Source organism: Mesorhizobium waimense, assembly GCF_003601975.1.
Lineage (GTDB): Bacteria > Pseudomonadota > Alphaproteobacteria > Rhizobiales > Rhizobiaceae > Mesorhizobium > Mesorhizobium waimense.
This window is the reverse complement of sequence record NZ_QZWZ01000028.1, coordinates 39,826-61,212: the sequence shown is the minus strand read 5'-3', so window position 1 is coordinate 61,212 and position 21,387 is coordinate 39,826. Positions and strand designations below refer to the sequence as shown.

Below are 21,387 nucleotides of genomic sequence, written 5' to 3'. Positions count from 1 at the left end.
GAGCTTCATGACCCTGCGTGACAACTCCGGCACGGTGGTTCAGCTGCGATTGTTCATCCGCTCGAACATGGCCTCGCCCAACTGGCGAGTTTGAACCGAAATCCCGACAAGAACTTCGTCCTTGTCGGCTTCGAGCTGGGCCAGCGCGTCGGTTGCGAACGCTTCGGGAGTGACCATCATGCGGCTGGCCGTCCCCCCGCTGCGCGTGCCGCCCCCGAGGCCGGTGTCGACGATCGGCGGGGCGATCTCGACCACACGTATCCCCGTCTGCTTCAACTGGTGCCGCAGGCTGAGCGTGAAGGAGTGGATCGCGGCCTTGGTGGCGCAGTAGACGGGGACATCCGCCATCGGCGAGAAGGCGAGCCCGGAGCTTATGTTTACGATTACCGCATTTTGTTGTTGCTTGAGCATGGGCAGCAGCAAGGCAATCAGGTGGATCGGTGCCGTGAGGTTGATCGCCACCTCCTGGTCGAGCGTTTCCATGCCCGGATCGCTGTTGAAGTCGCGATGATGTTGGACCCCAGCATTGTTGATGACAATGTTGAGGTTGGGATACTCCGCCTTCAGCCACTCCACCATCGAACGACGGCTTTCGGCGTCGGCAACGTCGCAGACGCGCGTGGCGAGCGCAGGCACCTCCGCCCGAGCGTACGCGAGCGCTTCCTGTTTCCGACTGCAGACAATGACTTGGTTACCTCGTTCGGAAAGGCGCCGTGCAAGTGCCAAACCGATACCGGACGCGCCGCCGGTGATGAGAATGGTATTTCCTGTAAGCTTCAAAGTCGTGCTTCCTTCTAGCTGCGACGCGTCATGGTCACGACTCGCACCAGCGTCGGGCGCAGCCAATCGCTCGCTCCCATCCAGATAACTGGCGCCTGCGTGGGCCTTTTCGTGCTCGCCGATCCGGTCGAGGACAGGCTAAAGGCGAGGAGAGTACTGTCATGCAGGCTAAGGGGTAGCCTGAACGGACAGCGTGCCGGACAGTCGCAAACGCCTGGCAGTTGGTCCGCGCTTCATTGACTACGTTTCATCGTTGCTGTGATACTGTCGAACGAGAATTCACAGTGCGGATATTTTTTCCGCATTCTGTAGCGCGCCAGGAAGCAATGGATCAGTGATGCGGGACAATCTGGACGGGGTCTCAGTTTTCGTGGAAGCGGTCGAGGCTGGTGGTTTCGCGCGCGCCGCAGAACGCCTGGCGCTTACCCGCTCGGCGGTCGGCAAAACGATCGCGCGTCTGGAAGCGCGACTGGGTGTTCGGCTTTTTCATCGCACGACGCGAAGCCAGGGCCTGACCGAGGACGGCCAGATTTATTATGAACGCTGCCTGCGCGCGCTCGAGGAGCTACGCGCGGGAGAAGCGCTGCTCGAGTCCGGCCGACGCGAGGTCAGGGGAAGGCTGAAAGTATCTCTACCCCTGCTATTTGGGCGCCATTGCGTTGAACCTGTGCTGCTCGAACTGGCGCGGCAACATCCGAGTCTCGAACTGGACCTCCGGTTCAGCGACTCCGTGGTTGATTTGGTCGCAGAGCGATTCGATCTTGCAGTCCGAAATGGGACGCCTGGCGAGGGTAGCGGTCTGAGCACCAGAAAAATCGTCAGTCAGAAAAAAATTGTTTGTGCGTCGCCATCTTACCTAGCCACACGTGGCACACCCACGGATATTGCGAGCCTCCTCGATCACGACGCCTTGGTTTATTGGCGGAACGACCAGCCGTTCCCTTGGACGTTTCACGATGAAAGCGGACGGGCGATTGTAGCGAAACTCAAGTGGCGCCTGCAATTCGACAATCAAGAGGCAATCGCGGATGCTGCGGTTCAGGGTATGGGAGTTGCCTGGCTGCCCAGTTGGCTTGTCAGTGATCAGCTTGAAGCAGGTCATCTGGTTACCCTGTTGGATCAATTTCAGTCTCTCGCCCTCGATACCTACGCGGTCTGGCCATCGGCGCAATACATTCCAATGCGGCTGCGTGCTGCAATTGATACACTCGCAGCAAACCTCAAGGCTGTGACCGATATTTGACTGACGACCAGCTTGACTATTGGAGCCGCCCTCACCGGCTATCACCTTTGCTACACAACCAGGCGGCAGGTCTGCGCGGCGATGGCGGTCATCGTCAACGCACTTCGCACCGGATTTAGCAAGCGCAATCACTCGGTTCGATTGTTCGCACTCGATGTAACGCGGAAGACAGTTCCCAGTTGATGAATGGCCCAAGGGAGCGCCGATTGAGCTGGCGTCTTGGCCGTCACGTTCAGCTGTTCGCGAACGAGCGTGACCTCCGGTCCGAGCGAGAAATTCTATGCGCGGATGCGCAGCGCTTCCAGTAGGACTGCGAACGCTGGCGAGGCTTGGCGACGGCTTGGGTAATACAGATGATATCCAGGCCAAGCCGGGCACCAGCCATCAAGCACCTGGCGCAGGCGTCCCTCGGCAAGATGTGGCCGTGCCAGGTCCTCTGGCACATGGGCAAGGCCGAATCCGTCGAGCGCGGCGTCGAGCACGTGGAATATGTTGTTGAAGACCAACTGCCCTTCGACACGCACCTTCAATTCCTGATCATTCTTCTCGAACTCCCACGCGTATAGGCCGCCGAATGTTGCGAGACGCAGGTTGATGCAGGTGTGTTCGACCAGGTCCTGCGGTGCGTCGGGCGGGGCATGGTTCCCAAAATAGCTCGGGGTTCCCACCACCACGAAACGTATGTCGGGTCCGATCCGCACCGAAATCATGTCCTTGGCGACCTGCTCTCCCAACCGCACGCCAGCATTGAGCCCATGGGCGGTGATATCGGTCAGGCCGGCATCGGCACTAAGTTCGACCTTGATATCGGGGTAGTCGACCAGGAGTTTCCGCAGCTTCGGCCAGAGCAGCGTCACGATAGCATGGTCTCCGGCCGTGATCCTGACGGTGCCGGCGGGCCTCTCGCGCAGCTCGCTCAATCCTTCGATCTCGGCTTCGACCTCGTCCAGACGCGGACCGACATTTTGCAGGAGGCGTTCGCCCGCTTCGGTAGGCGACACGCTGCGCGTCGTGCGCGTCAGCAGCCGAAGGCCTATCCGTTCCTCAAGCAGCCGTATGGTCTGGCTCAGCGCTGATTGCGACACCCCCAACTTGGCTGCCGCCTTCGTGAAACTGCGCTCCCGCGCAACCGCGAGAAACGCCACAAGGTCATTCAGGTTCTCGCCAGCCATTCATAAGTCCTCCTAATTAGTCTATGCGGTTTTTGCTCCCTAATGCAAACTCCAAGGCGGCTTATATTGACATCATCGGCTCGTCGCGCAGCGGTAACGCAGGAGAAGCCCGGGTGATCAAGGCCAACTGAGGAGGTACTCGACATGAAAAAGCTCGCGGCGGCCACACCGATCAGCCTAGCGGCATCAGGTGCCGCTTACTCTGAGGAGGCCTCGACCGACCCCGATCATCCGCCGGTGGCGGCCGGCAGTCTCGCTCTCGTGGCCCCTGCCCTTGAGAAATACAGGAAAGAAACGCTCGGTGGTGATCTATGGCAGCGTGGAGCCCTCTCACCCCGTGACCGAAGCGTCGTGACATTTGCCGTCATGATCGCGCGCAACCAGACCGCCGAGTTGGGCCAGCAGGTGGCGTTCGCATTGGACAACGGCGTGAAGCCGGCCGAAATCTCCGAGACCATCACGCCCCTTGCCTTCTATTCAGGCTGGGGCAATGCCATGGCCGCCGTCAATGAGACCAGGCACATTTTCGAGGCACGAGCCATTGGCACCGACCAGCTGCCGGCAGCGTCGCCGACGCTTCTGCCCATCGACCAAAAGGCCGAGGATGCGCGTGCCGCCAGTGTCCAGAACAATATCGGACCCGTGTCGCAGAGCCTTGTCGATTTCACCGGCGACGTCCTGTTCAAGGATCTCTGGCTAAGGCCTGACCTCGCTCCCCGCGACCGCAGCCTTGTGACAGTCAGCGCCCTCATGGCGTCGGGTTACGTCGGCCAGATTCCGTTCCATCTCAACCGGGCGATGGACAATGGCCTGACGCGGGAAGAGGCCTCAGAGGTCCTGTCACAGGTTGCTTTCTATGCCGGATGGGCGGCCGCGATGACGGCCGTTCCGGTCGTCAAGGACGTCTTTGAAGGCCGCCAGAAGTAAGCGCCATCCTGCATTTGCAAGCACGTAGCCAAACTGAAAGGGCATGTCATGAAACGCAAGCTTGCCGCGGTGGCGACCCTCGCCACCCTCGGAGCCGCGCCCGCCGGCGCCGAGGCCATCCATATCTCGACGAACGGTTCAAACCCGGCCACTTTGGGAGCCCAGGAGTATTTTGTCGGGCACGTCGTTGTGAACGCGCTGTTTCCGGCAACCGAGTTCACCCATGGCACGGGTGGCCAGGTGACATTCGCGCCGGGCGCCCGCACCGCGTGGCATACTCACCCTGCCGGCCAGACCCTGATCGTGACTTCGGGCACGGGTTGGGTTGAGGAAGAAGGCAAGGACCGAACTGAAATCAAACCGGGCGACGTCGTCTGGATCCCCGCGGGTGTCAAACACTGGCATGGCGCGACCGAGACCAGCGGTATGACCCATATCGCCATCTCCTACATGCTCGACGGCAAGAACGTCGACTGGATGGAGCAGGTGACGCCTGAGCAATACCGGGTGTCCGAATAGGAGCGTCACCATGACCTGGTCACCCGATGAACTGCGCAGGATCGCCGAAAGCGACGACCTGCATATCGCGCCGTTCCGCGAGGACGGAACGACATACGGCACGCCGACCTGGATCTGGTCCGTCGTCGTCGACAATGCCCTCTATGTCCGCGGTTACAACGGACAAAAGTCGCGCTGGTACCAGGCGGCGGTCCGGCAAAAGGCTGGCAGGGTGACAGCCGCCGGGCTGGCCAGGGAGGTCTCCTTCGAACCGGTCGACGGAGCCGTCAACGACCCGATCGACGCGGCCTACCGCGGCAAGTACGCCGCCAGTCCCTATCTCGCCGCGATGGTCGGGCCGCGTGCACGGTCCGCCACGATCAAGATCAGCCCCCGCAACACGTAAGCACGAGGACATCATCATGCAAAAACGCAAACTGGGTTCTCTTGGCCTGGAGGTTTCGGCGCTCTCGCTGGGTTGCATGGGTTACAGCAGCGATGCCCGTCAGCTACGCGACAAGCCCGATATGATTGCGCTGATACGCGGCGCGGTGGAGCGCGGCGTCGATTTCTTCGACACCGCGGAGGTCTATGGCCCTTTCACCAACGAAGAGATGGTCGGCGAGGCTATCGCCCCGATCCGCGACCAGGTCATCATCGCGAGCAAGTTCGGTTGGGACGTAGACGCCGACACAGGCGTGCATCATGGCGGCGTCAACAGCAAGCCGGCCCACATCCGGGCGGCAGTCGAGGGCACGTTGCGGCGGCTTCGCGTCGACCAGATCGACCTGCTCTATCAGCACCGAGTCGATCCCGAGGTGCCGATGGAGGACGTCGCCGACACTGTGAAGGACCTCATCCAGCAGGGAAAAGTCAAATACTTCGGCATGTCGGAGGCGAGCCCTGAATCCATCCGCCGCGCGCACGCCGTACAGTCCGTGTCGGCCCTGCAGAGCGAATATTCGCTTTGGACCCGCGAACCTGAAGCCGAAATCCTGCCGACCCTCGAAGAGCTGGGCATCGGCCTGGTCCCGTTCAGCCCGCTGGGCAAGGGGTTTCTGACCGGCAAGATTGACGTCAATACGACTCTCGACAGCTCGGATTTTCGCAATTCGATTCCGCGCTTCTCGGCAGATGCGCGGCAAGCCAATCAGGCCCTTGTAGATCTCATTCGCACCGTTGGCGAACGCCACGGGGCCACGCCGGCGCAGGTAGCATTGGCATGGCTGCTGGCGAAAAAACCCTGGATCGTCCCGCTCTTCGGCACACGCAAGCTCGAGCGGCTGGAGGAAAACCTCGGCGCCCTCGATGTTCATCTCAGCAGCGCGGATATCCAGGAGATCGAAGAGCGATCGGCCGAGATCGGCGTGCAGGGCGAACGCTATCCCGAGCAGATGCTCAAACTGTCAGGGCGCTGATCTCGCAGGATCAGCGCCCCCGGGATGCGCCGGGCGAGATAGCGGACATTGACGTGGCCACGGGTATACGGCGCGGCCATGCCATTCTACGAGATTGAGGAGAGCCTGCGGGAAGGTCGCGTTGCCGCAGCACCGGACCGTGGCAAGCCGTGGGGTCAACCAACCTCTATGTTCATCTCGGCAATCAGACGTTCGCGCCCGGCCAGCGAGTTCAGCGCCTTGTCGCCCAGCTCCCTAGCAACGAGATTTAGCAGTGCCTCGCAGAAAACGACATAGGCGCCCATGCTGTTCGAATAGAAGCTGCTGGTGTGCGGGATGAAGAAGGCGTGCGCGGCGGGAGGAACGAGGGGGGAGGACCGGGAATCAGTGATCGCAATTACCGCCTGGCCATTCGCAGATGCGATGCGGGCAACCTCGGCGACGCTGCGCGTATAAGGGGCACAGCTGGCGACGATGACGACGTCGCCGGGGTCGAGCTGCGACAGTGCTTCGGCGACACCGAGCCGCGGCGCGTCGAGCAGCGCCACGTCGGACCTCACCATGCCCAGGCAATAGGTCAGAAAGCTCGCCAGCGAGTGGAACTGGCGCACCCCGTGAACGCGCACGCGGCGCGCGTTTGCAAGCAGCCTGGTTGCGCCCTGCAGCGAAACGCCATCCAGCTGGCCGAGGAAGCCATCGACATTCGCCGCCGTTTCGCGCGCAAGGCGCTCGAAGACTTCGACCTCGGCATTGTCGACGGACCGTGTCGCCAGCAGCCGTCCGGCCTGGCGGCTGTAGAAATACTGCTGGTCGTTGGCGATCGCCTTGCGAAAGACCGCCTGGAAATCGCTGAAGCCTTCAAAACCAAGACGTTTCGCCAGCCTGGTCAGGGTCGAGGGATTGATGCCGAACTGATTTGCCAGTTCCGAAATCGAACGGACCGCCGACTGCTCGGGGGCCTCCACCAGCTTGGCGAACACGTCGTGCGCCTTCGAGCCGAGCGAAAAACCAGCCTCGTCGCGGCCGACCGAGAGCGCCAGCGCCCTCAAATCCTCGATGGTGCGCGGCGGCTCTGCAACGGGGTCCTCTGGCATCGCACCGTTCCTGTTCACGTCGCGACAGGTACCAGCCCATCCCGCATTTCGAAGCGAGCCGCTTCATCAGGCCTATCGTAGACAGACCATTCGACCTTGTCAGCCCCGATGCGGAAGACGGCGCTCGCCAGCGTGTTCTCGATGTCGCCGTCATCCGGGTCGGTACGGTAGATCGGCAGTTCCGGGTCGGCCGCGTCCCACAATATGCCGACAGCACAATTCTGCGGATCCGGCTGCGGCGTTTGAGCCAGCAATATCTCGCCCCGCCGCTGGCGCGCGCCGGATGATCCGGTGACAATCTGCGAGACGCGTCCGGTGTCGGCGTGGATGAGATGGTTGGAATGGATGCGCGGCGCGTCTACGCGGTCGACGGACAGTGCCTGGGCGGTGAACTCGACGCTCAGCAGCCGCCCGTCGCCTGCCTGGGCCAGGGTCAGGTGAAAGGCGCCAGCGCGCGGCATCGATTTCAGCAGCGCCACCGCCGCGTCCAGATCGGGAGTGTCAAGGATCGCCCGGGTCAGGACCATGCGCGGCGTGCCACTGCCGCCGGCCAGCGGCCTGATGTTGTTGACCGTCTGGACCAGCCCCGCCGATGTCGCAGCAAATGTGTGCCCCGGCAGCGAGCCGGGATAGACGAAAGCCGTGAATTGGCCGCCGCCTTCGCAAGCCACATGGGCAAGGGCACAATGGCCGGCAAAATCCGGGTCGCCATCCTCATTGTGCCCGACGACATGCGGAGAACCCGGCAGTTGCACGGTCGTGCAGCCATCCGGCGCCATCGCCCAGATGTCGCCGCGGCAGTTCCACAGGAAGACATCGTCGAAAGGCAGATCGAGCCCGGCGGCAAGACCTTGCAACTCGGCCCAGCCGCGCGGAAACCGTTCGCGGACGATGGTCGCCATCAAGCCGATGCGCGGATCGGCGCGGCGCGCCTTCAACTCCTGCCATGCCGCGGAGTGGCGCAGATGGTCCTGCAGCGCCGCTCGACCAAAGCGCCCAAGGGCCGCACCGACATCATGCGGCGAGCCCTGGATATCGATGAAGGAAAGCCGGCGGCCGGCATCAGGCGACATGCTGCAGAAACTCTTTCAGGCGCGGGTTTTGCGGGTTTTCGAGCAGCTCGCGCGGCGGGCCGTCGACGGCGATCTTGCCGCCTTCCATGAAAATGAGCCTGGTTCCGACCTTGCGGGCGAAGGCCATCTCGTGGGTGACCACGATCATGGTCATGCCTTCCTCGGCCAGCGCCTGCATGACGCGCAGTACTTCATGCCTGAGTTCGGGGTCAAGCGCCGACGTCGGCTCGTCGAACAGCATCAGCTTCGGCTTGACGGCCAGTGCGCGGGCAATGGCGACGCGTTGCTGCTGGCCGCCGGACAGTTCGCTCGGATAGTTGTTCACCCGGTCGGCGAGCCCGACCTTGGCCAGCATCGCCAGCGCCTGGCTACGCGCCTCCTGCCTTGTTTCGCCGCGCACGCGGTGCGGGCCGAAGGCTACGTTCTGCAGCGCCGTCATCTGCGGAAACAGGTTGAACTGCTGGAAGACCATGCCGGCTTCCTGGCGGATCAGGCGGACCATGCGGCCGCTGCCCTTGACGCTGATGCCGTCGACGATGAGATCGCCGCCGTTGATCTCCTCTAGCGCGTTGATGCAGCGCAGCAGCGTCGACTTGCCGGACCCAGACGGGCCGATGAGAACGACCTTCTCGCCCGGCTCGATCGACAGATCGACCTCGTCGAGGATCGTGACCTGACCGAAGCGCTTGGTGACCTTCTTGAACTCCACGATGCTCACAGGATGCGCATCCTCTTTTCGGTCACTCTGAGGATCAGCGTCAGCACCCCGGTCATGATCAGGTAGAGCATCGCCACGGCCGACCAGATTTCGACGGCGCGGAAGTTGGCCGCCATGATTTCCTGCCCTTGCCGGGTGAGCTCACCGACCCCGATGACGATGAAGAGCGACGTATCCTTCAGGCTGACAATGAACTGATTGCCGAGCGCCGGGATCATGCGGCGGAAAGCGAGCGGGCCGATGATGTAGAGAAGCACCTTCCAGAACGGCAGGCCGAGCGCCAGCCCGGCTTCGCGCAATCCCTTATGGATGGAGAGGAACGTGCCGCGCACGATTTCGGCGATGTAGGCGCCGGCATTGACGATGATCGCAATGATGGCCGCCGCCAGGGGATTGATCCTGATGTCGGCGAGGATCGGCAAGGCGAAGTAGATGAACATCACCTGCACGATGATCGGGGTGCCGCGGATGATTTCGACATAGACGAAGGCGATGGCGTTGAGGACAACATTGCCATAGGCGCGCGCCAGCCCGGCGGCGAAGCCGATGACCAGCCCGCCGGCGAGCCCGGCCAACGCGATCAGCACGGTGAGGCGGGCGCCTTTGAGAAGTTCCGGCAGAGCCTGCCAGATGACGGACCAGTCAAAAGTCATAGACGCTTTTCCTTTTGAGGGAAGGCGCGCCGGCCATGCCGGCGCGCTGGGAAACCCTGGGGATCAGCTCTTCGGCGGCTCGGTGCCGAACCACTTCTTGTAAATGGCGGTGTAGGTGCCGTCGCCCTTCAGCTTGGTCAGCGAGGCGTTGACCTTTGCGACAAGAGGGCTGCCTTTCGGGAAGGCCATGCCATATTGCTGGGCCATCATCTGCGGACCGACGGTCTTCACTTTTCCCTGACCGTTGGTCTTGATGTAGTAGAGGACGTTCGGGGTGTCATGCATGGCGGCGTCGGCGCGGCCCGTCGCGACTTCGAGATAGGCATTGTCGCTGTTGGGGAACAGGCGCAGGTCCGTGCCTTTGAAGTTCTCCTTGGCGTAGTCGGTCGCCGACGTGCCGGTCTTCACGGCAAGCGTCTTGCCGACCAGATCCTCAGGACCTTTGATCGTGCTGTCGACCGGCACCATCAGCAGGAAGCCGCTGTCGTAGTAGCCATCCGAAAAATCGATGACCTTCTTGCGCTCATCCTTGATGGTGATGCCGGCAAGCCCGACGTCGACCTGCTTGGTCTGCAGCGCCGGGATGATACCGTTGAAGTCCATCGGCTGCAGCGTGTAGGTGACGCCGATATCCTTGGAGACGGCATCCCACAGATCGATGTCGAAGCCGACATATTTGTCGCCCTCCTTGAACTCGAACGGGACGAAAGCGGTGTCCGTGGCCACGATCAGGTCGTCGGCACGGGCCGGCTGGCCAAGCAGAAGCGTTGCCGCGACGGCGGCAGCGGTGAGACTTGCAAATGCGAACTTCATGTCCGGGTTCCCCTTTTTGTTGGAATTTGCGCTGGGAAGCGTAACACCGCCGCAATCGTCTCGCAAATCTAAAATGCATATATGTATCGTATGCATTTGATATTTGCGTAACCTAGGCAACGGCTGACCGCTGAAGACCGCTTGGGAAGCCAGCCAGCAGGAAGAGCCGATGCTCTAGATATCAGCCAATTGGCCGCGCAACGCATTTGCATCGGCGACTTCCAGCCCGCAGGCTTCGACGGCCCGTTTCGTGGCCGCAACCAGATCCTGGTTGCCGGAGGCCAATGTGCCGTCTGGCAGGAAAAGATTGTTCTCGAAGCCGACGCGCGCATGCCCGCCAAGCAGGGCCGCAGATGTCACGCACGCCGTCTCGTGCCGACCGAAGGCGCAGACCATCCAATGTCTGAACGCCGCATCCTGTGTCGCCAGGAACGGCAGCAGATCGGCGGGCCGCGACGTTTGCCCGACCGTATAGCGGCCGAGAACACAGAGCACAGGCGGGTTCTCGAAGGGGATCATGCCTCGCTTTGCGAGGGTCTGAAGGTAGGACGCCTCGGCCGCAGAGTAGAGGATGATCTGCGGCTTGACCCGCTCCGTACGCAGCCATTCGAGGAATGAAGTGAAAGCGGCCTCATGCGTCTCATCGGGTACGAACTCGCGCAATGCCAGCGAGACAGCTTCGGGACGCACGTCGCGCACCACCTGCATCTGCTGCTCGGGTGTGTAGAGGCCAAGCGCCTCGCTGGTGATCTGGATGACCAGCCTTTCGCCGACGCGAGCCTTGATCGCCGAGATCGCCGCCCGGTAGGCCTCGGCATCCAGCAGATGGCGCCCTTCGCGGTCGCGGACATGGGCGTGGATCATCGCTGCGCCAGCGTCGAGCGAGGCCGCGGCAACATCCGCCAATTGGTCTGATGTGATCGGCAGAGCGGGATGATCCGCCTTGCCTCGTTTGCCACCGTTCGGGGCGACGGCGATGGCGACGGGACCAGTCGTTTCGGGCCGATTCGCCGGTTGATCTGTCGTTGCGTTCACTTACTGCTCCGTATGTTGCGTATCGGCATGATATGCTACATATGTTGCATATTCCAGCGATCGCGTCTATGCTCACACCATGATCCGTGCGCCGCTCACCGATGCCATTGTCGAGGTCTTCGACACGTTGCCCACACAGCTTCAGGGCGCGGCCCGCTATCTCATCGACAATCCCGAGGATGTCGCACTGCTGTCGATGCGCGAACAGGCGCGCCGCGCCGGCCTGCAGCCCTGGACGATGACGCGCCTGGCAAAACGGCTCGGCTTTGAAGGCTACGAGCCGCTGCGCTCGCTCTACGCCAACGCGATGCGGCAGGGAGAGCTGGGCTTTGCCAGCAAGGCCGGCGCACAGCTTGCCCGGCAGGAGCAGGTCGGCGAGCGGGCGCTGGCCGCCGAGATGATCGTATCGCTGTCCAGGCAGGTCGCCGGTCTCGGCGAGCCGCAAATGCTCGATACGCTGGCTGAAGCGGCCGAGCGGCTCTATGCGGCGCGCCGGATATTCTGCCTTGGCCTGCGCTCCAGCCATCCGGTCGCTGCCCACTTCGCCTATGTCATGTCCTTCCTCGGCGAAAAGGCGGTGATGCTGGATGCCGCATCGGGGGCCGGCACCGACGCCATCCGCCTGGCGACAACAGAAGATGTGCTGCTTGTCGTCGGCGTCGCGCCCTACACCAGGCTGACAGTCGATCTTGCCCGCCGCGCTGCCGCCAACGGCGTGCCTCTGATCGCAATCACCGACAGTGTCGTGTCGCCGCTCGCCCCCCTGGCCGCCCTCTCGGTTCTGGTAGCGACCGATAGCCCGTCCTTCTTCCACACCATGTCGCCGGCCTTCATCGTGGGCGAAATTCTCGCCGCATTGATTGCCGGCAAGGGTAGGCAAAAATCACTCGCTGCCATCCGCCGCACCGAAGACCAGTTGTCTCAGCTCGACATCCACATACTGCCGCCGCGTGGCCGGGGAAAAGCATGACCCACATTCTGCACCGCCAGATCCACACCACGCTTCCCGTCGCCAGCGGCGGCAGGGGCATCGAATTGTTCGACGCCGATGGCCGCGCCTATATCGACGCCTCCGGTGGCGCCGCTGTCTCGTGCCTCGGTCACGGCCATGCCGATGTCCTCGCCGCCATGCACCGTCAGGCCGATACCTTGGCCTATGCCCACACCAGCTTCTTCACCAGCGAAGCCGCAGAAGCGCTCGCCGACCGGCTTGTCGCTGACGCGCCGGCCGGCATCAGCCACACCTATTTCGTCTCTGGCGGCTCCGAGGCGGTGGAGGCGGCGCTGAAGATGGCGCGGCAGTATTTCGTCGAGATCGGAGAGCCGCAGCGACACAACATCATCGCGCGCCGGCAAAGCTATCATGGCAACACGCTCGGCGCGCTCGCGACCGGCGGCAATGAATGGCGGCGCACGCAGTTCCGGCCGCTGCTCATCGACACGCACCACATCGATCCATGCTTTGCCTACCACTACCAGCAAGCCGGCGAGACCGACGAGGACTACGCCAGGCGCGCCGCGCAGGCGCTGGAAGACAAGATCCTCGAGCTCGGTCCCGAAACGGTGATGGCCTTCGTCGCCGAAACCGTCGTCGGTGCGACGGCCGGTGCAGTGCCGCCGGTGGCCGACTATCTCCGCCGCATCCGCGATATCTGCGACCGCCATGGCGTTCTCCTGATCCTCGACGAGGTGATGTGCGGCATGGGCCGCACCGGAACGCTTCATGCCTGCGAGCAGGAGGGCATTGCCCCCGACCTGATGACGATCGCCAAAGGCCTGGGCGGCGGCTATCAGCCGATCGGCGCGGTTCTGCTCAGCCAGACGATATTCAATGCGTTTGCAAGCGGCTCGGGTCTCTTCCAGCACGGCCACACCTATATCTGCCACCCGATGGCCTGCGCGGCGGCACTTGCCGTTCAGGAGGTCATCGCCCGCGACGGGCTTCTCGACAACGTCAAGGCGATGGGCGCCCATCTGACGCGCCGGCTTGGCGAGCGCTTCGACAACCATGCCAATGTCGGCGACATCAGGGGGCGCGGCCTTTTCATGGGCGTCGAACTGGTCGAGGACCGGTCGACAAGGCTGCCTTTCGACCCCAAACGCAAACTGCATGCGCGCATCAAGAAGGAGGCCATGGCGCGTGGCCTCCTCGTCTATCCCATGGGCGGCACGATCGACGGCATCAAGGGCGACCACGTGCTTCTGGCGCCGCCCTTCATCTGCGATGTAGCAGCCATCGACGCGATCGTCGAACGCCTCGGCGATGCCATCGACGCGGCATTGCAAACAGCGTCAGATTAGGCCGGAACTGCATTTTGAAGGTAACGATGTGACGTCCGCTCATCACCATTGGGCGACGTTTCTGCACTTCGCGGCAAGGGCCTGCTTTGGATTAGATCAGGACAACGCTCAAGCCGAGCTGAATCTCCGCTCACTCGGACCTGACACCTGAAGCTGCCAGTCCGGTTTCGGCCCCCCAACCGCCATTCCTCAACCGGCTTCCTTACCGGAAAGCCGAGATTGGACGCGAGCATAGTTCATCAACGTTTCTGCGCATCGGGAGGCGGCGTGAAGCCGCCTTCCGTTGCTTTACAATCACGCTTCGTCCAACCAGACATCCTCGAAATTCTGCTCGAAGGTCGGATGGATGCCGTAGTTTTTCACCGACTTTGTCGAGTGGTTGAAGATCTTGCGCCAGTAGGGCTGGATGATGACACCCGAGCCCTGCAGGATTGTCTCGATGTCGACCATCAATTCGCGCCGTTTGTCGACATCGGCAACGGTCAACGCCTTGCCGATCTTCTCGTCGAGTTCCTTGTTGGAATAGGCGGACTCGTTCCACGATTCGCCTGTGCGATAGGCAAGCGCGATGACCTGCACACCGAGCGGCCGCATGTTCCAGTTGGTCATCGAGAACGGGTATTTCGTCCAGTCGTTCCAGAATGTCGAACCGGGCAGCACCGTGCGCTTGACCTTGAAGCCGGCCTCGCGAAGCTGCGCGGCGATGGAATCGGCGGTGTTCTTGTGCCAGTCCTGGTCAAGGCCGATCAGTTCATGCTCGAACTCCATTTGGCCGGCTTCCGTCATCAGCGCCTTGGCCTTGGCCGTGTCGCGGCTGACCTTGGGCAGTTCGGCATATTCGGGATGGATCTTGCAGACATGGTGATTTTCGCCAAGGATGCCGGCATCACCATAGCCGAGCTTGAGGACGACGGCGTTGTCGACGGCCATCTGGATCGCCTGGCGCACTCGCTGGTCGTCATAAGGCTTGTGGCCGATATTGGTGCGCGCCACGATGGTGTTGGCCGTCACCACCTCATGCTTGACCAGCCCCATCTTGTCGAGAATGTCGACATAGTCGGCGGTGGTCTCGTAGTTGGTGTTGACCTCGCCGGATTCGAAAGCGCTGATCATGGCGTTCGAATCCGTGCCGTAGTCGATGAATTCGATGCCGTCGAGGTGGGCCTCGCCGCCCCACCATTTGCCGTTCACCCGGCGCTTCAGCACGACTTTCGAACCGACATCGTAGGACACCAGTTCGAAAGGTCCGGTGCCGATCGGGTGGGCGATGAAATTGCTCCCCATCTTTTCGTAGTCGCGATGCACGATCAGCGCCGGATAGTCGGAGAAGCCGGTAATGATCGAGATGTCGGGTTCCGGCAGCTTGAGCTTGATGGTGTAGGCATCGACCTTGTTGATGGCACCGTCGCGCGGCTTGCCGGTCTTGGCATCGATGAGCGCGCCCATGCGCGCCGCCATCGAATTGCCCTCGGCCGCCTTGTCGCACCAGCGCGTCAGGTTGAAGACCACGTCATCTGCGTTGAAGTCATCGCCATTATTCCATTTGACGCCCTGGCGGACCTTCAACGTGTATTCGGTGGCGTCGTCGTTGATCTCCCAGCTTTCAAGCAGGATCGGCTTGAAGGTGAATTCGTTGGTGTATTTGACCAGTGGTTCAAGCGTCTGGCGTGCGACATTGGCCATTTCGGACCAGTCGTAGGTCCTTGGGTCCTTCTGCTCCTTGACGCTGGTGGCGACTTTCAGCACGCCGCCCTTTTTCGGCTCATCGGCCCGCGCAACGGTCGGTGCGGCGAGGCCAAGCAGAGCATAGGCGGCGACGGTCGTGGCGCCGAAAGTGCTGGCAATCGCCAGGAACTCGCGACGGTCGACCGCACCTGACCTGGCGCTCTCGGCCATCGTCGTCACAAAATCAGGAATGCGATCGCCATTGTCCTTGATCATCTTCATTGACTTCTCCCACTGGTTTCCGTTCCCTCACGCGCTGTTGATTTCAGCGGCTCTCACGGCTCATCGTAAAGGTTGGCCGGCGCGATGGGATCGAAAAGCATTCAGCGCGATATGAGAATAATTCCGGTGGCACAAGGATTGAGGCCACGCAGGTCACTGCCGGTGGCCAACGTCGAGCGGCGCAACGATCAGGTCGATCAGAGAGCCGAGTAGTTTGCTATCCAGATCGTCGAATGACAGTGCCATCGCCTCCATGTCAACCGCCCGACCCTTGCCGACCAGACCATCGGTAAAGTTGGCATATTTGCTATGGAATTCTTCCGCGCTCATCGGATTGTCGAGGTCGCCTTTCGGCGTGCGCGGCTCGGACATGATCTTGCGACCATCCCTGAGGTAAAGCGTCACGTCGGCCCAGCGCTTGCCCACGCTGATGCGGGTGTAGTGCTCGGTTTCGACCAGTTCTGTGGCGTTGGAAATGCGGCGGATTTCTTCGTCCTGCAACACCTCGGGCAGAAGCTCCTGCGGCCCTATCTTGCCGCGCACGACCATCGTCGCTACCGGGAAGGCGATCGAATAGCTCATCTCGTCCAGCGTCCTGGGATTGTGGCCGGCAAGCCGGACGGCATAGTGGAAGGTCTGGATACGGACGCGGGTGATGTCCTTGCTGGAAAGCCCATTGTCGCGCATCAGGTCGCGCGCGGCATCGATCGATGGATGCGCCCAGCGGCACACCGGATAGGGTTTGTACGAGGTGTCTTCAGCGACGCGCCATGCCTGGCCGAGATCGTGCCACCAAGGCTCCGCGGTTTGCCCTTCGGCGGTGATTGCCGGGGCACCGGTGAAGCCGAGTTCCGCCATATAGGCTGCCATGACCCCCGAAGGCGCCCCCCAGCCAACGCCGTCGCGCAACATGGTCGGGAAGTCGATGCAGCGCATCATCTGGCTGCGCGGGCCATGGTATTCGGCGATGCCGGCGGCATGGCGCGTCTGTTCCTGGCTGAGGCCCAGCAGGCGAGACACGCCGGCTGCCACCCCGACTGCGGTCCAAGCTCCTGAGGTGTGATAGTCGGGTACGGTGCCGTGCAGCGTCAGCCCGGCGCGATAGGAGATCTCGTAAGCGACGGCCAGCGCCACCATGAAGTCCTCGCCGGAGAGTACGACGCCCGATGCCTTGAGCGAATCCGCAACGGCCAGCAATGCCGGAAACACCGCCGAGCCGGCGTGGCCCTTGCACGCGCTGGTGGTGTCATGTCCATCGATGGAATCGACGGTGAAAGCGCCGGCGAAAGCGGCTCCCGCCGGGCTGACCGGCCGCCCATCGAAGATCATGCGCGCAGCACCTGCCTCGGGCGACGAACGCCACAATCGATCGGCGATCTTTTTGGTGATCGATGAGATTTCAGTGGTCGAGCCCACCGCCGCCACGCAGAGCGTATCGGCGAAGCTGCGCCTCAGGATGGCTCGTACCTCTTCAGGAATGGCATCGTAGGTCAGGCTGCCGGCAAACTTTGAAAAACTGATCACGCTGTATCCTCTCCCAGGTTCAATTCGACAGCCGCTGCCTGACGGTGCGCCGGCTGTTTAGGGCAGACACAGTCATGTTCGGCCCAAGATGGTCGGGGCCGACCTTGATATGGATGATCGCCGCCTTGCCGCTCGCCATGGCGCGTTCGAAGGCGGGCGCGAAATCGTCTGTGGTCTCGACCGTTTCTCCATGGCCGCCATAGCCGATCGCCACGGTGGCGAAGTCCGGGTTGGTGAGCCCCGTGCCGGAATTGCGGCCTGGAAAGGCGCGTTCCTGATGCATCCGGATGGTGCCGTAGGACTGGTTGTCGACGATGATGAAGATCGGATCGAGGCCGTACTGGATCGCGGTCGCGAATTCCTGGCCGTTCATCAGGAAATCGCCGTCGCCGCCGATGTAGACGGCCGGCGCGTCGGGGTCGGCGATCTTGGCGGCAACCGCCGCCGGCACGCCAAATCCCATGGCGCCACACACCGGCGCCAGTCCGCCGCGAAAACGCCGATAGCTGAAATGGATGTTGGGCCAGTCCGAGGCATTGCCTGCGCCGGTGGTCATAAAGGCATCGGCCGGCAGCCGCTTGCTCAGAAAGCGCATCACCGCCCCCATGTCGACCGGTCCCGGCTGCGGAGCGAGCTCAAGCATTGTTTCGTAGCGGCGGCGTGCCGAGGCACAAAACGCGGCGTGTCTTGTGCTTGCATTGCTTGGTGTCAGCGCGGCCAGGGCGGCAGCGAAGGCATTGGGGTCGGACTGCACCAGCAGATTGGCCTGATAGAGCCTGCCGAGTTCTTCAGCGCCCGGATGCACATGGACAAGCGAACAATGCGGCACCGGCGCGATCAGGGAAAACTTCAGCGTGGTACCGTCACCCAGCCGGCTGCCAACAGCGATGATCAGGTCGGCTTCGCGGCAAATATCGTTGGGCATCGGAGCGCCGCCGAAGCCGAGATTGCCGATGTAGTTCCGGTCGTCGTTGGGAAACAGGCCTTGCCGACGAAAGCCGACGGCGACTGGGACGGAAAGGCGTTCGGCGGCGGCGATGATGGCGGCGTGGCCGGCGCGTGTCCAGTTGGCGCCGCCGAGCAGCAGCAGCGGCCGCTCGGATCGCGCTAGCATCAGCTCGATGCCAGCCATGTCGGACGCCAGCGGCGCGACCGGCGTCAGAATTGCCGGCTTCAAGTCGGCGATGTCGCTCTGCGCCTTCAGCACATCTTCCGGCAACACCAGCACCACCGGGCCGGGCCGGCCGGACATTGCCGTTCGCCACGCCCGGTTGAGATATTCGGGAATGCGTGAGGGATGATCGATTTCGGCCACCCATTTCGTCATCGGCCCGAAGACTTGGCGATAGTCGATTTCCTGGAAGGCCTCTCGATCGCGATGTGCCGAGGTGATCTGACCGACAAGAAGGATGAGCGGCGTCGACCCCTGATAGGCGGCGTGCAGTCCGATTGACGCATTCATCGCGCCAGGGCCACGGGTGACGAAACACACACCGGGTTCGCCGGTCGCATCGGCATGGGCGGCCGCCATGAAGCTGGCGCCGCCTTCATGCCGGCAGGTGACATAGCGGATGGAGTTGGCGTCTTCCCACAGCGCATCGAGCGCCGGCAGATAGCTTTCGCCGGGCACCCCGAAGACGGCCTTGCAGCCGTTTTGCAGGAGCGCGTTTATCAGAATTCGACCGCCGTCTCGCACCATTGTCCCGCCTTTTCGCGGACCGTAGGGGTGCGTCCCCGGCGTCTCAATCGAATAAAATTTCGGCGCCGATGAATTGATTTCGTCCGGCAACAAACGCCAACACCGGCGTCCTATTCGGCTCCAAGTCCAGTGCAGAGCGACAGTAGCCAAGCCCTGAAATGCTTGACGCGGGCGAGCCCCGCCGAGCGTTTCGGCGCAATGAAGTAGTAGGCGCCGCCGGTTCTAACCTCGCCGGCAAAGGGTGTGATCAACGAGCCTCGCTTCAACAGAATATCACCATAAGGTCGCCGGTTCATCGCCACACCCATTCCCTCACTGGCGGCGAGCAAAGCGTGCGAACGGGAATCGAACATCAGTTTCGGCGTCTGGTTCGAGTCCTGCACGCCCATCTTCTCAAACCAGAAATCCCATTCGTGCGGCACGTAATCGCAACCGATCAGCCGCCGCCCGAGCAGATCCTCAGGCGTCTCGATTGGGCCGTTATGGCGCAGATAGTCCGGCGACACGACTGGCGCGATCACCTCGTCAATCAGCTTCTCGCAAGTGTGCTCTTCAGGCGCCGTCATGCCATAGCGGATGTCGATGTCGATGCTGGAACCGGAGAATTCAATATCGTCCGGCTTGGTGATCAGCTTGACCGAAATCTCGGGGTTGGCCGACAGGAAATCGTCCAGGTGCGGGATCAGCCACATCTGCGCCAGCGATTGAAAAAGATGGATGGTCAAGCCGCCATTCTTGGTGTTCTGCATGACAGACAGCGTGCTGGCCTCGATCCGGTCGAGGGCGTCGCCCAGTCCCTCGAGATATTTTTCGCCGATTTCAGTGAGCTTCAGGCCGGTCTGTTCGCGCACAAAGAGCCTGGCGCTGACGAAGGTCTCCAGCGACTTGATCTGGTGGCTGACCGCCGAGCTTGAAATCAGCAGCTCTTCAGCTGCGTCGGCCAGGCTGCCGGCGCGTGCGGCGGCCTCGAACGCCCGCAGCGCGGCAAACGGAGGTAAACGCCTCGCCATTTCTGTAACTCCTACCCACCGGGCGCGACCGTCGGCGGCGCTTTTGCAGAATACATAGGCGCTTTGTGGGGATAGCGGAAGAATGAACGCTGGATGGGAGAGCGCCGGGCGCCAGGCAAGCTTAGCCCACCGATGATGTCTGTGACGTCCGCAATTGTATCTGCCCTGTCGTGTCGGCAAGAACGCGACTGGCCTCTGCGATGAGACGCATCCCGAGTGTCAAATTTGCCTCCGAAGTCGCGATCGAGATGCGAAAATATGGGCCGCATTCGAACCCTTCGCCCGGCACAACCACGACACTCCAATCCTCCAAGAGGTAACGGGCGAAATCGCCAGACGAAGTGATCATCTCGCCGTTGGATCGCCTCGTCCCAATGAGCCCACTGCATTCGGGCATCAGGTAGAATGCCCCTCGCGGTTTCATAATTCTCAATCCATTTGCTGCCCCAAGGGCCTGGAGGGTCAGGTCGCGCCGGCTCTGGTACCGCGAGGCCCGATCGGCGAGGAAGTCCTTGGGCCCTTCCAGCGCAGCGATCGCGGTCGCCTGGCTGATCGAGCAGAGTCCACCGCTACATTGGCTGTAGATCTGACGAACGCCATTGACCCATGCGAGCGGGCCTCCGGCGAAGCCGATACGCCAACCGGTCATTGCATAGGCTTTGGACAGTCCATTGACGGTCATGGTGCGATTGAACAGTCGTGGTTCGATCGCAGCGATCGTGTGAAAGGGCGTACCGTCGAAAAGAATATGCTCGTAAAGGTCATCCGAGAGAATGGCGACCTGGGGATGGCGAAGCAGTACTTCGGCTAACTCACGCAACTCTGTCTCGCTATAAACCGCGCCTGTCGGGTTCGACGGCGAGCAAAGAATCACCAGCCGGGTCCTCGGATTGATGGCACCATCAAGCTGCGAAGCCGTCATCTTGAATCCGCTGTCGATGCTGGTCACGACCTTGACGGCATGTCCGCCCGCCAACTCGATCATGCCGACATGTGAAGGCCAGCATGGTGTCGAGACAATTGCTTCGTCGCCAGGAGACAGAACCGCCTGCACAGCTGAGGCGAGCAACGGCTTGGCACCCATGCCGGCAACAATATGATCGATCGGATAGTCCAGACCGTTTTCGACCAGGAACTTTCTGCGGATTGCCCTTTTCAGGTCGATGCTGCCGTCGATTGGCGTGTAACGCGTCTGCCCCCGTTCTATAGCCGACATGCCCGCTTCGCGGATGTGGGAGGGCGTGTCGAAATCAGGTTCCCCGATCGAAAAATCCAGAAGATCGCGGCCTTCGCGTCGCAAGCGTTCAACGGTTGAAAATATGCCGGCAATAGGCGACGGGCGAAACCGGCCAAGGACACTGCTGGTTATCATATACGGCGCTGCTCCAATTTCCTTCTGAGGTAGCCCTGTCGGGCGCCCTTTACCCGTTGGCCGTGCGGACGCGCGCGTCCCTCAAACGCCGAGCACTGTGCGAAGACGATCGACAAATCGCGCGTCGAAGC

Annotated in this window: 20 protein-coding genes; 7 read left to right on the top strand and 13 right to left on the bottom strand. The window is 61.9% G+C overall.

All coding sequences use genetic code 11. From position 1 onward, the window contains the following. Positions 1 to 39: 39 nt before the first annotated feature. Positions 40 to 846 carry an SDR family oxidoreductase gene (locus tag D3227_RS27710; RefSeq protein ID WP_245451900.1) on the bottom strand — a complete coding sequence of 269 codons (807 nt, stop codon included), beginning with the start codon at positions 844 to 846 and terminating at the stop codon, positions 40 to 42. A 271-nt stretch (positions 847 to 1,117) separates the two neighbouring features. Here D3227_RS27710 and D3227_RS27705 point away from each other — a divergent pair, with 271 nt between their 5' ends. After that, complete coding sequence (locus D3227_RS27705; protein ID WP_120017441.1) at positions 1,118 to 2,023, top strand: LysR family transcriptional regulator; 906 nt, start codon at positions 1,118 to 1,120, stop codon at positions 2,021 to 2,023. Between the two features lie 278 nt (positions 2,024 to 2,301). Here D3227_RS27705 and D3227_RS27700 read toward each other — a convergent pair whose 3' ends face one another. After that, a complete protein-coding gene (locus D3227_RS27700; protein ID WP_120017440.1) occupies positions 2,302 to 3,195 on the bottom strand; it encodes a LysR family transcriptional regulator in 894 nt (297 codons plus the stop codon). 144 nt (positions 3,196 to 3,339) lie between these two features. On the opposite strand from D3227_RS27700, the gene D3227_RS27695 reads away from it, so the two are divergent. Genes D3227_RS27695 through D3227_RS27680 form a run of 4 tightly spaced genes read left to right on the top strand, consistent with a single transcriptional unit; the run spans position 3,340 to position 6,038 of the window. After that, a complete protein-coding gene (locus tag D3227_RS27695) occupies positions 3,340 to 4,122 on the top strand; it encodes a carboxymuconolactone decarboxylase family protein (protein WP_120017439.1) in 783 nt (260 codons plus the stop codon). Positions 4,123 to 4,170: 48 nt separating this feature from the next. Next, entirely contained in the window at positions 4,171 to 4,641 is a 471-nt protein-coding gene (locus D3227_RS27690) for a (R)-mandelonitrile lyase (protein WP_120017438.1), read from the top strand. A gap of 10 nt (positions 4,642 to 4,651) precedes the next feature. Continuing rightward, positions 4,652 to 5,026 (top strand): DUF2255 family protein, encoded by a 375-nt coding sequence (locus D3227_RS27685; RefSeq protein ID WP_120017437.1) that lies wholly within the window; start codon positions 4,652 to 4,654, stop codon positions 5,024 to 5,026. Positions 5,027 to 5,042: 16 nt separating this feature from the next. Beyond that, positions 5,043 to 6,038 carry an aldo/keto reductase gene (locus D3227_RS27680; RefSeq protein ID WP_120017436.1) on the top strand — a complete coding sequence of 332 codons (996 nt, stop codon included), beginning with the start codon at positions 5,043 to 5,045 and terminating at the stop codon, positions 6,036 to 6,038. Between the two features lie 155 nt (positions 6,039 to 6,193). Here the strand turns inward: D3227_RS27680 and D3227_RS27675 are convergent, their stop codons facing one another. The 6 genes from D3227_RS27675 to D3227_RS27650 form a co-directional block, all read right to left on the bottom strand. Beyond that, on the bottom strand, positions 6,194 to 7,111 hold the full coding sequence (locus tag D3227_RS27675; protein WP_120017463.1) for a MurR/RpiR family transcriptional regulator: 918 nt from the start codon (positions 7,109 to 7,111) through the stop codon (positions 6,194 to 6,196). 14 nt (positions 7,112 to 7,125) lie between these two features. Beyond that, positions 7,126 to 8,184 (bottom strand): C45 family autoproteolytic acyltransferase/hydrolase, encoded by a 1,059-nt coding sequence (locus D3227_RS27670; protein ID WP_120017435.1) that lies wholly within the window; start codon positions 8,182 to 8,184, stop codon positions 7,126 to 7,128. After that, the gene (gene glnQ, locus D3227_RS27665) at positions 8,174 to 8,902 is read right to left on the bottom strand and encodes a glutamine ABC transporter ATP-binding protein GlnQ (protein ID WP_120017434.1); all 729 of its coding nucleotides are present in this window, start codon (positions 8,900 to 8,902) and stop codon (positions 8,174 to 8,176) included. The genes D3227_RS27670 and glnQ overlap by 11 nt, the downstream gene beginning before the upstream one ends. Then, positions 8,899 to 9,555, bottom strand: a complete 657-nt coding sequence (glnP, locus tag D3227_RS27660; RefSeq protein WP_120017433.1) for a glutamine ABC transporter permease GlnP — start codon at positions 9,553 to 9,555, stop codon at positions 8,899 to 8,901. The genes glnQ and glnP overlap by 4 nt, the downstream gene beginning before the upstream one ends. Positions 9,556 to 9,618: 63 nt before the next feature. Then, a complete protein-coding gene (glnH, locus tag D3227_RS27655; RefSeq protein WP_120017432.1) occupies positions 9,619 to 10,368 on the bottom strand; it encodes a glutamine ABC transporter substrate-binding protein GlnH in 750 nt (249 codons plus the stop codon). Between the two features lie 174 nt (positions 10,369 to 10,542). Continuing rightward, positions 10,543 to 11,403 carry a beta-keto acid cleavage family enzyme gene (locus tag D3227_RS27650; RefSeq protein ID WP_120017431.1) on the bottom strand — a complete coding sequence of 287 codons (861 nt, stop codon included), beginning with the start codon at positions 11,401 to 11,403 and terminating at the stop codon, positions 10,543 to 10,545. A 79-nt stretch (positions 11,404 to 11,482) separates the two neighbouring features. On the opposite strand from D3227_RS27650, the gene D3227_RS27645 reads away from it, so the two are divergent. After that, positions 11,483 to 12,373: a MurR/RpiR family transcriptional regulator gene (locus tag D3227_RS27645; protein WP_120017430.1), complete on the top strand. Its 891-nt coding sequence runs from the start codon at positions 11,483 to 11,485 to the stop codon at positions 12,371 to 12,373. Then, positions 12,370 to 13,704, top strand: a complete 1,335-nt coding sequence (locus D3227_RS27640; RefSeq protein ID WP_120017429.1) for an aspartate aminotransferase family protein — start codon at positions 12,370 to 12,372, stop codon at positions 13,702 to 13,704. Before D3227_RS27645 ends, D3227_RS27640 begins: the two co-directional genes overlap by 4 nt. Positions 13,705 to 13,998: 294 nt before the next feature. Here the strand turns inward: D3227_RS27640 and D3227_RS27635 are convergent, their stop codons facing one another. The 5 genes from D3227_RS27635 to D3227_RS27615 form a co-directional block, all read right to left on the bottom strand. Beyond that, the gene (locus tag D3227_RS27635) at positions 13,999 to 15,651 is read right to left on the bottom strand and encodes an ABC transporter substrate-binding protein (protein WP_120017428.1); all 1,653 of its coding nucleotides are present in this window, start codon (positions 15,649 to 15,651) and stop codon (positions 13,999 to 14,001) included. Between the two features lie 153 nt (positions 15,652 to 15,804). Further along, positions 15,805 to 17,175 (bottom strand): MmgE/PrpD family protein, encoded by a 1,371-nt coding sequence (locus D3227_RS27630; protein WP_120017427.1) that lies wholly within the window; start codon positions 17,173 to 17,175, stop codon positions 15,805 to 15,807. A gap of 19 nt (positions 17,176 to 17,194) precedes the next feature. Next, positions 17,195 to 18,874 (bottom strand): thiamine pyrophosphate-dependent enzyme, encoded by a 1,680-nt coding sequence (locus tag D3227_RS27625; protein ID WP_120017462.1) that lies wholly within the window; start codon positions 18,872 to 18,874, stop codon positions 17,195 to 17,197. A 110-nt stretch (positions 18,875 to 18,984) separates the two neighbouring features. After that, the gene (locus tag D3227_RS27620) at positions 18,985 to 19,884 is read right to left on the bottom strand and encodes a LysR substrate-binding domain-containing protein (RefSeq protein ID WP_120017426.1); all 900 of its coding nucleotides are present in this window, start codon (positions 19,882 to 19,884) and stop codon (positions 18,985 to 18,987) included. Positions 19,885 to 20,005: 121 nt separating this feature from the next. Further along, positions 20,006 to 21,256 (bottom strand): pyridoxal phosphate-dependent aminotransferase, encoded by a 1,251-nt coding sequence (locus D3227_RS27615; protein WP_120017425.1) that lies wholly within the window; start codon positions 21,254 to 21,256, stop codon positions 20,006 to 20,008. Positions 21,257 to 21,387: the final 131 nt, after the last annotated feature.

Bases quoted from the DNA above. Each gene is read 5' to 3' on its own strand.
- D3227_RS27705 (WP_120017441.1), top strand. From the start codon at position 1,118: ATGCGGGACAATCTGGACGGGGTCTCAGTTTTCGTGGAAGCGGTCGAG.
- D3227_RS27700 (WP_120017440.1), bottom strand. From the start codon at position 3,195: ATGGCTGGCGAGAACCTGAATGACCTTGTGGCGTTTCTCGCGGTTGCG.
- D3227_RS27695 (WP_120017439.1), top strand. From the start codon at position 3,340: ATGAAAAAGCTCGCGGCGGCCACACCGATCAGCCTAGCGGCATCAGGT.
- D3227_RS27690 (WP_120017438.1), top strand. From the start codon at position 4,171: ATGAAACGCAAGCTTGCCGCGGTGGCGACCCTCGCCACCCTCGGAGCC.
- D3227_RS27685 (WP_120017437.1), top strand. From the start codon at position 4,652: ATGACCTGGTCACCCGATGAACTGCGCAGGATCGCCGAAAGCGACGAC.
- D3227_RS27680 (WP_120017436.1), top strand. From the start codon at position 5,043: ATGCAAAAACGCAAACTGGGTTCTCTTGGCCTGGAGGTTTCGGCGCTC.
- D3227_RS27675 (WP_120017463.1), bottom strand. From the start codon at position 7,111: ATGCCAGAGGACCCCGTTGCAGAGCCGCCGCGCACCATCGAGGATTTG.
- D3227_RS27670 (WP_120017435.1), bottom strand. From the start codon at position 8,184: ATGTCGCCTGATGCCGGCCGCCGGCTTTCCTTCATCGATATCCAGGGC.
- glnP (WP_120017433.1), bottom strand. From the start codon at position 9,555: ATGACTTTTGACTGGTCCGTCATCTGGCAGGCTCTGCCGGAACTTCTC.
- glnH (WP_120017432.1), bottom strand. From the start codon at position 10,368: ATGAAGTTCGCATTTGCAAGTCTCACCGCTGCCGCCGTCGCGGCAACG.
- D3227_RS27645 (WP_120017430.1), top strand. From the start codon at position 11,483: ATGATCCGTGCGCCGCTCACCGATGCCATTGTCGAGGTCTTCGACACG.
- D3227_RS27640 (WP_120017429.1), top strand. From the start codon at position 12,370: ATGACCCACATTCTGCACCGCCAGATCCACACCACGCTTCCCGTCGCC.
- D3227_RS27635 (WP_120017428.1), bottom strand. From the start codon at position 15,651: ATGAAGATGATCAAGGACAATGGCGATCGCATTCCTGATTTTGTGACG.
- D3227_RS27625 (WP_120017462.1), bottom strand. From the start codon at position 18,874: ATGGTGCGAGACGGCGGTCGAATTCTGATAAACGCGCTCCTGCAAAAC.
- D3227_RS27620 (WP_120017426.1), bottom strand. From the start codon at position 19,884: ATGGCGAGGCGTTTACCTCCGTTTGCCGCGCTGCGGGCGTTCGAGGCC.
- D3227_RS27615 (WP_120017425.1), bottom strand. From the start codon at position 21,256: ATGATAACCAGCAGTGTCCTTGGCCGGTTTCGCCCGTCGCCTATTGCC.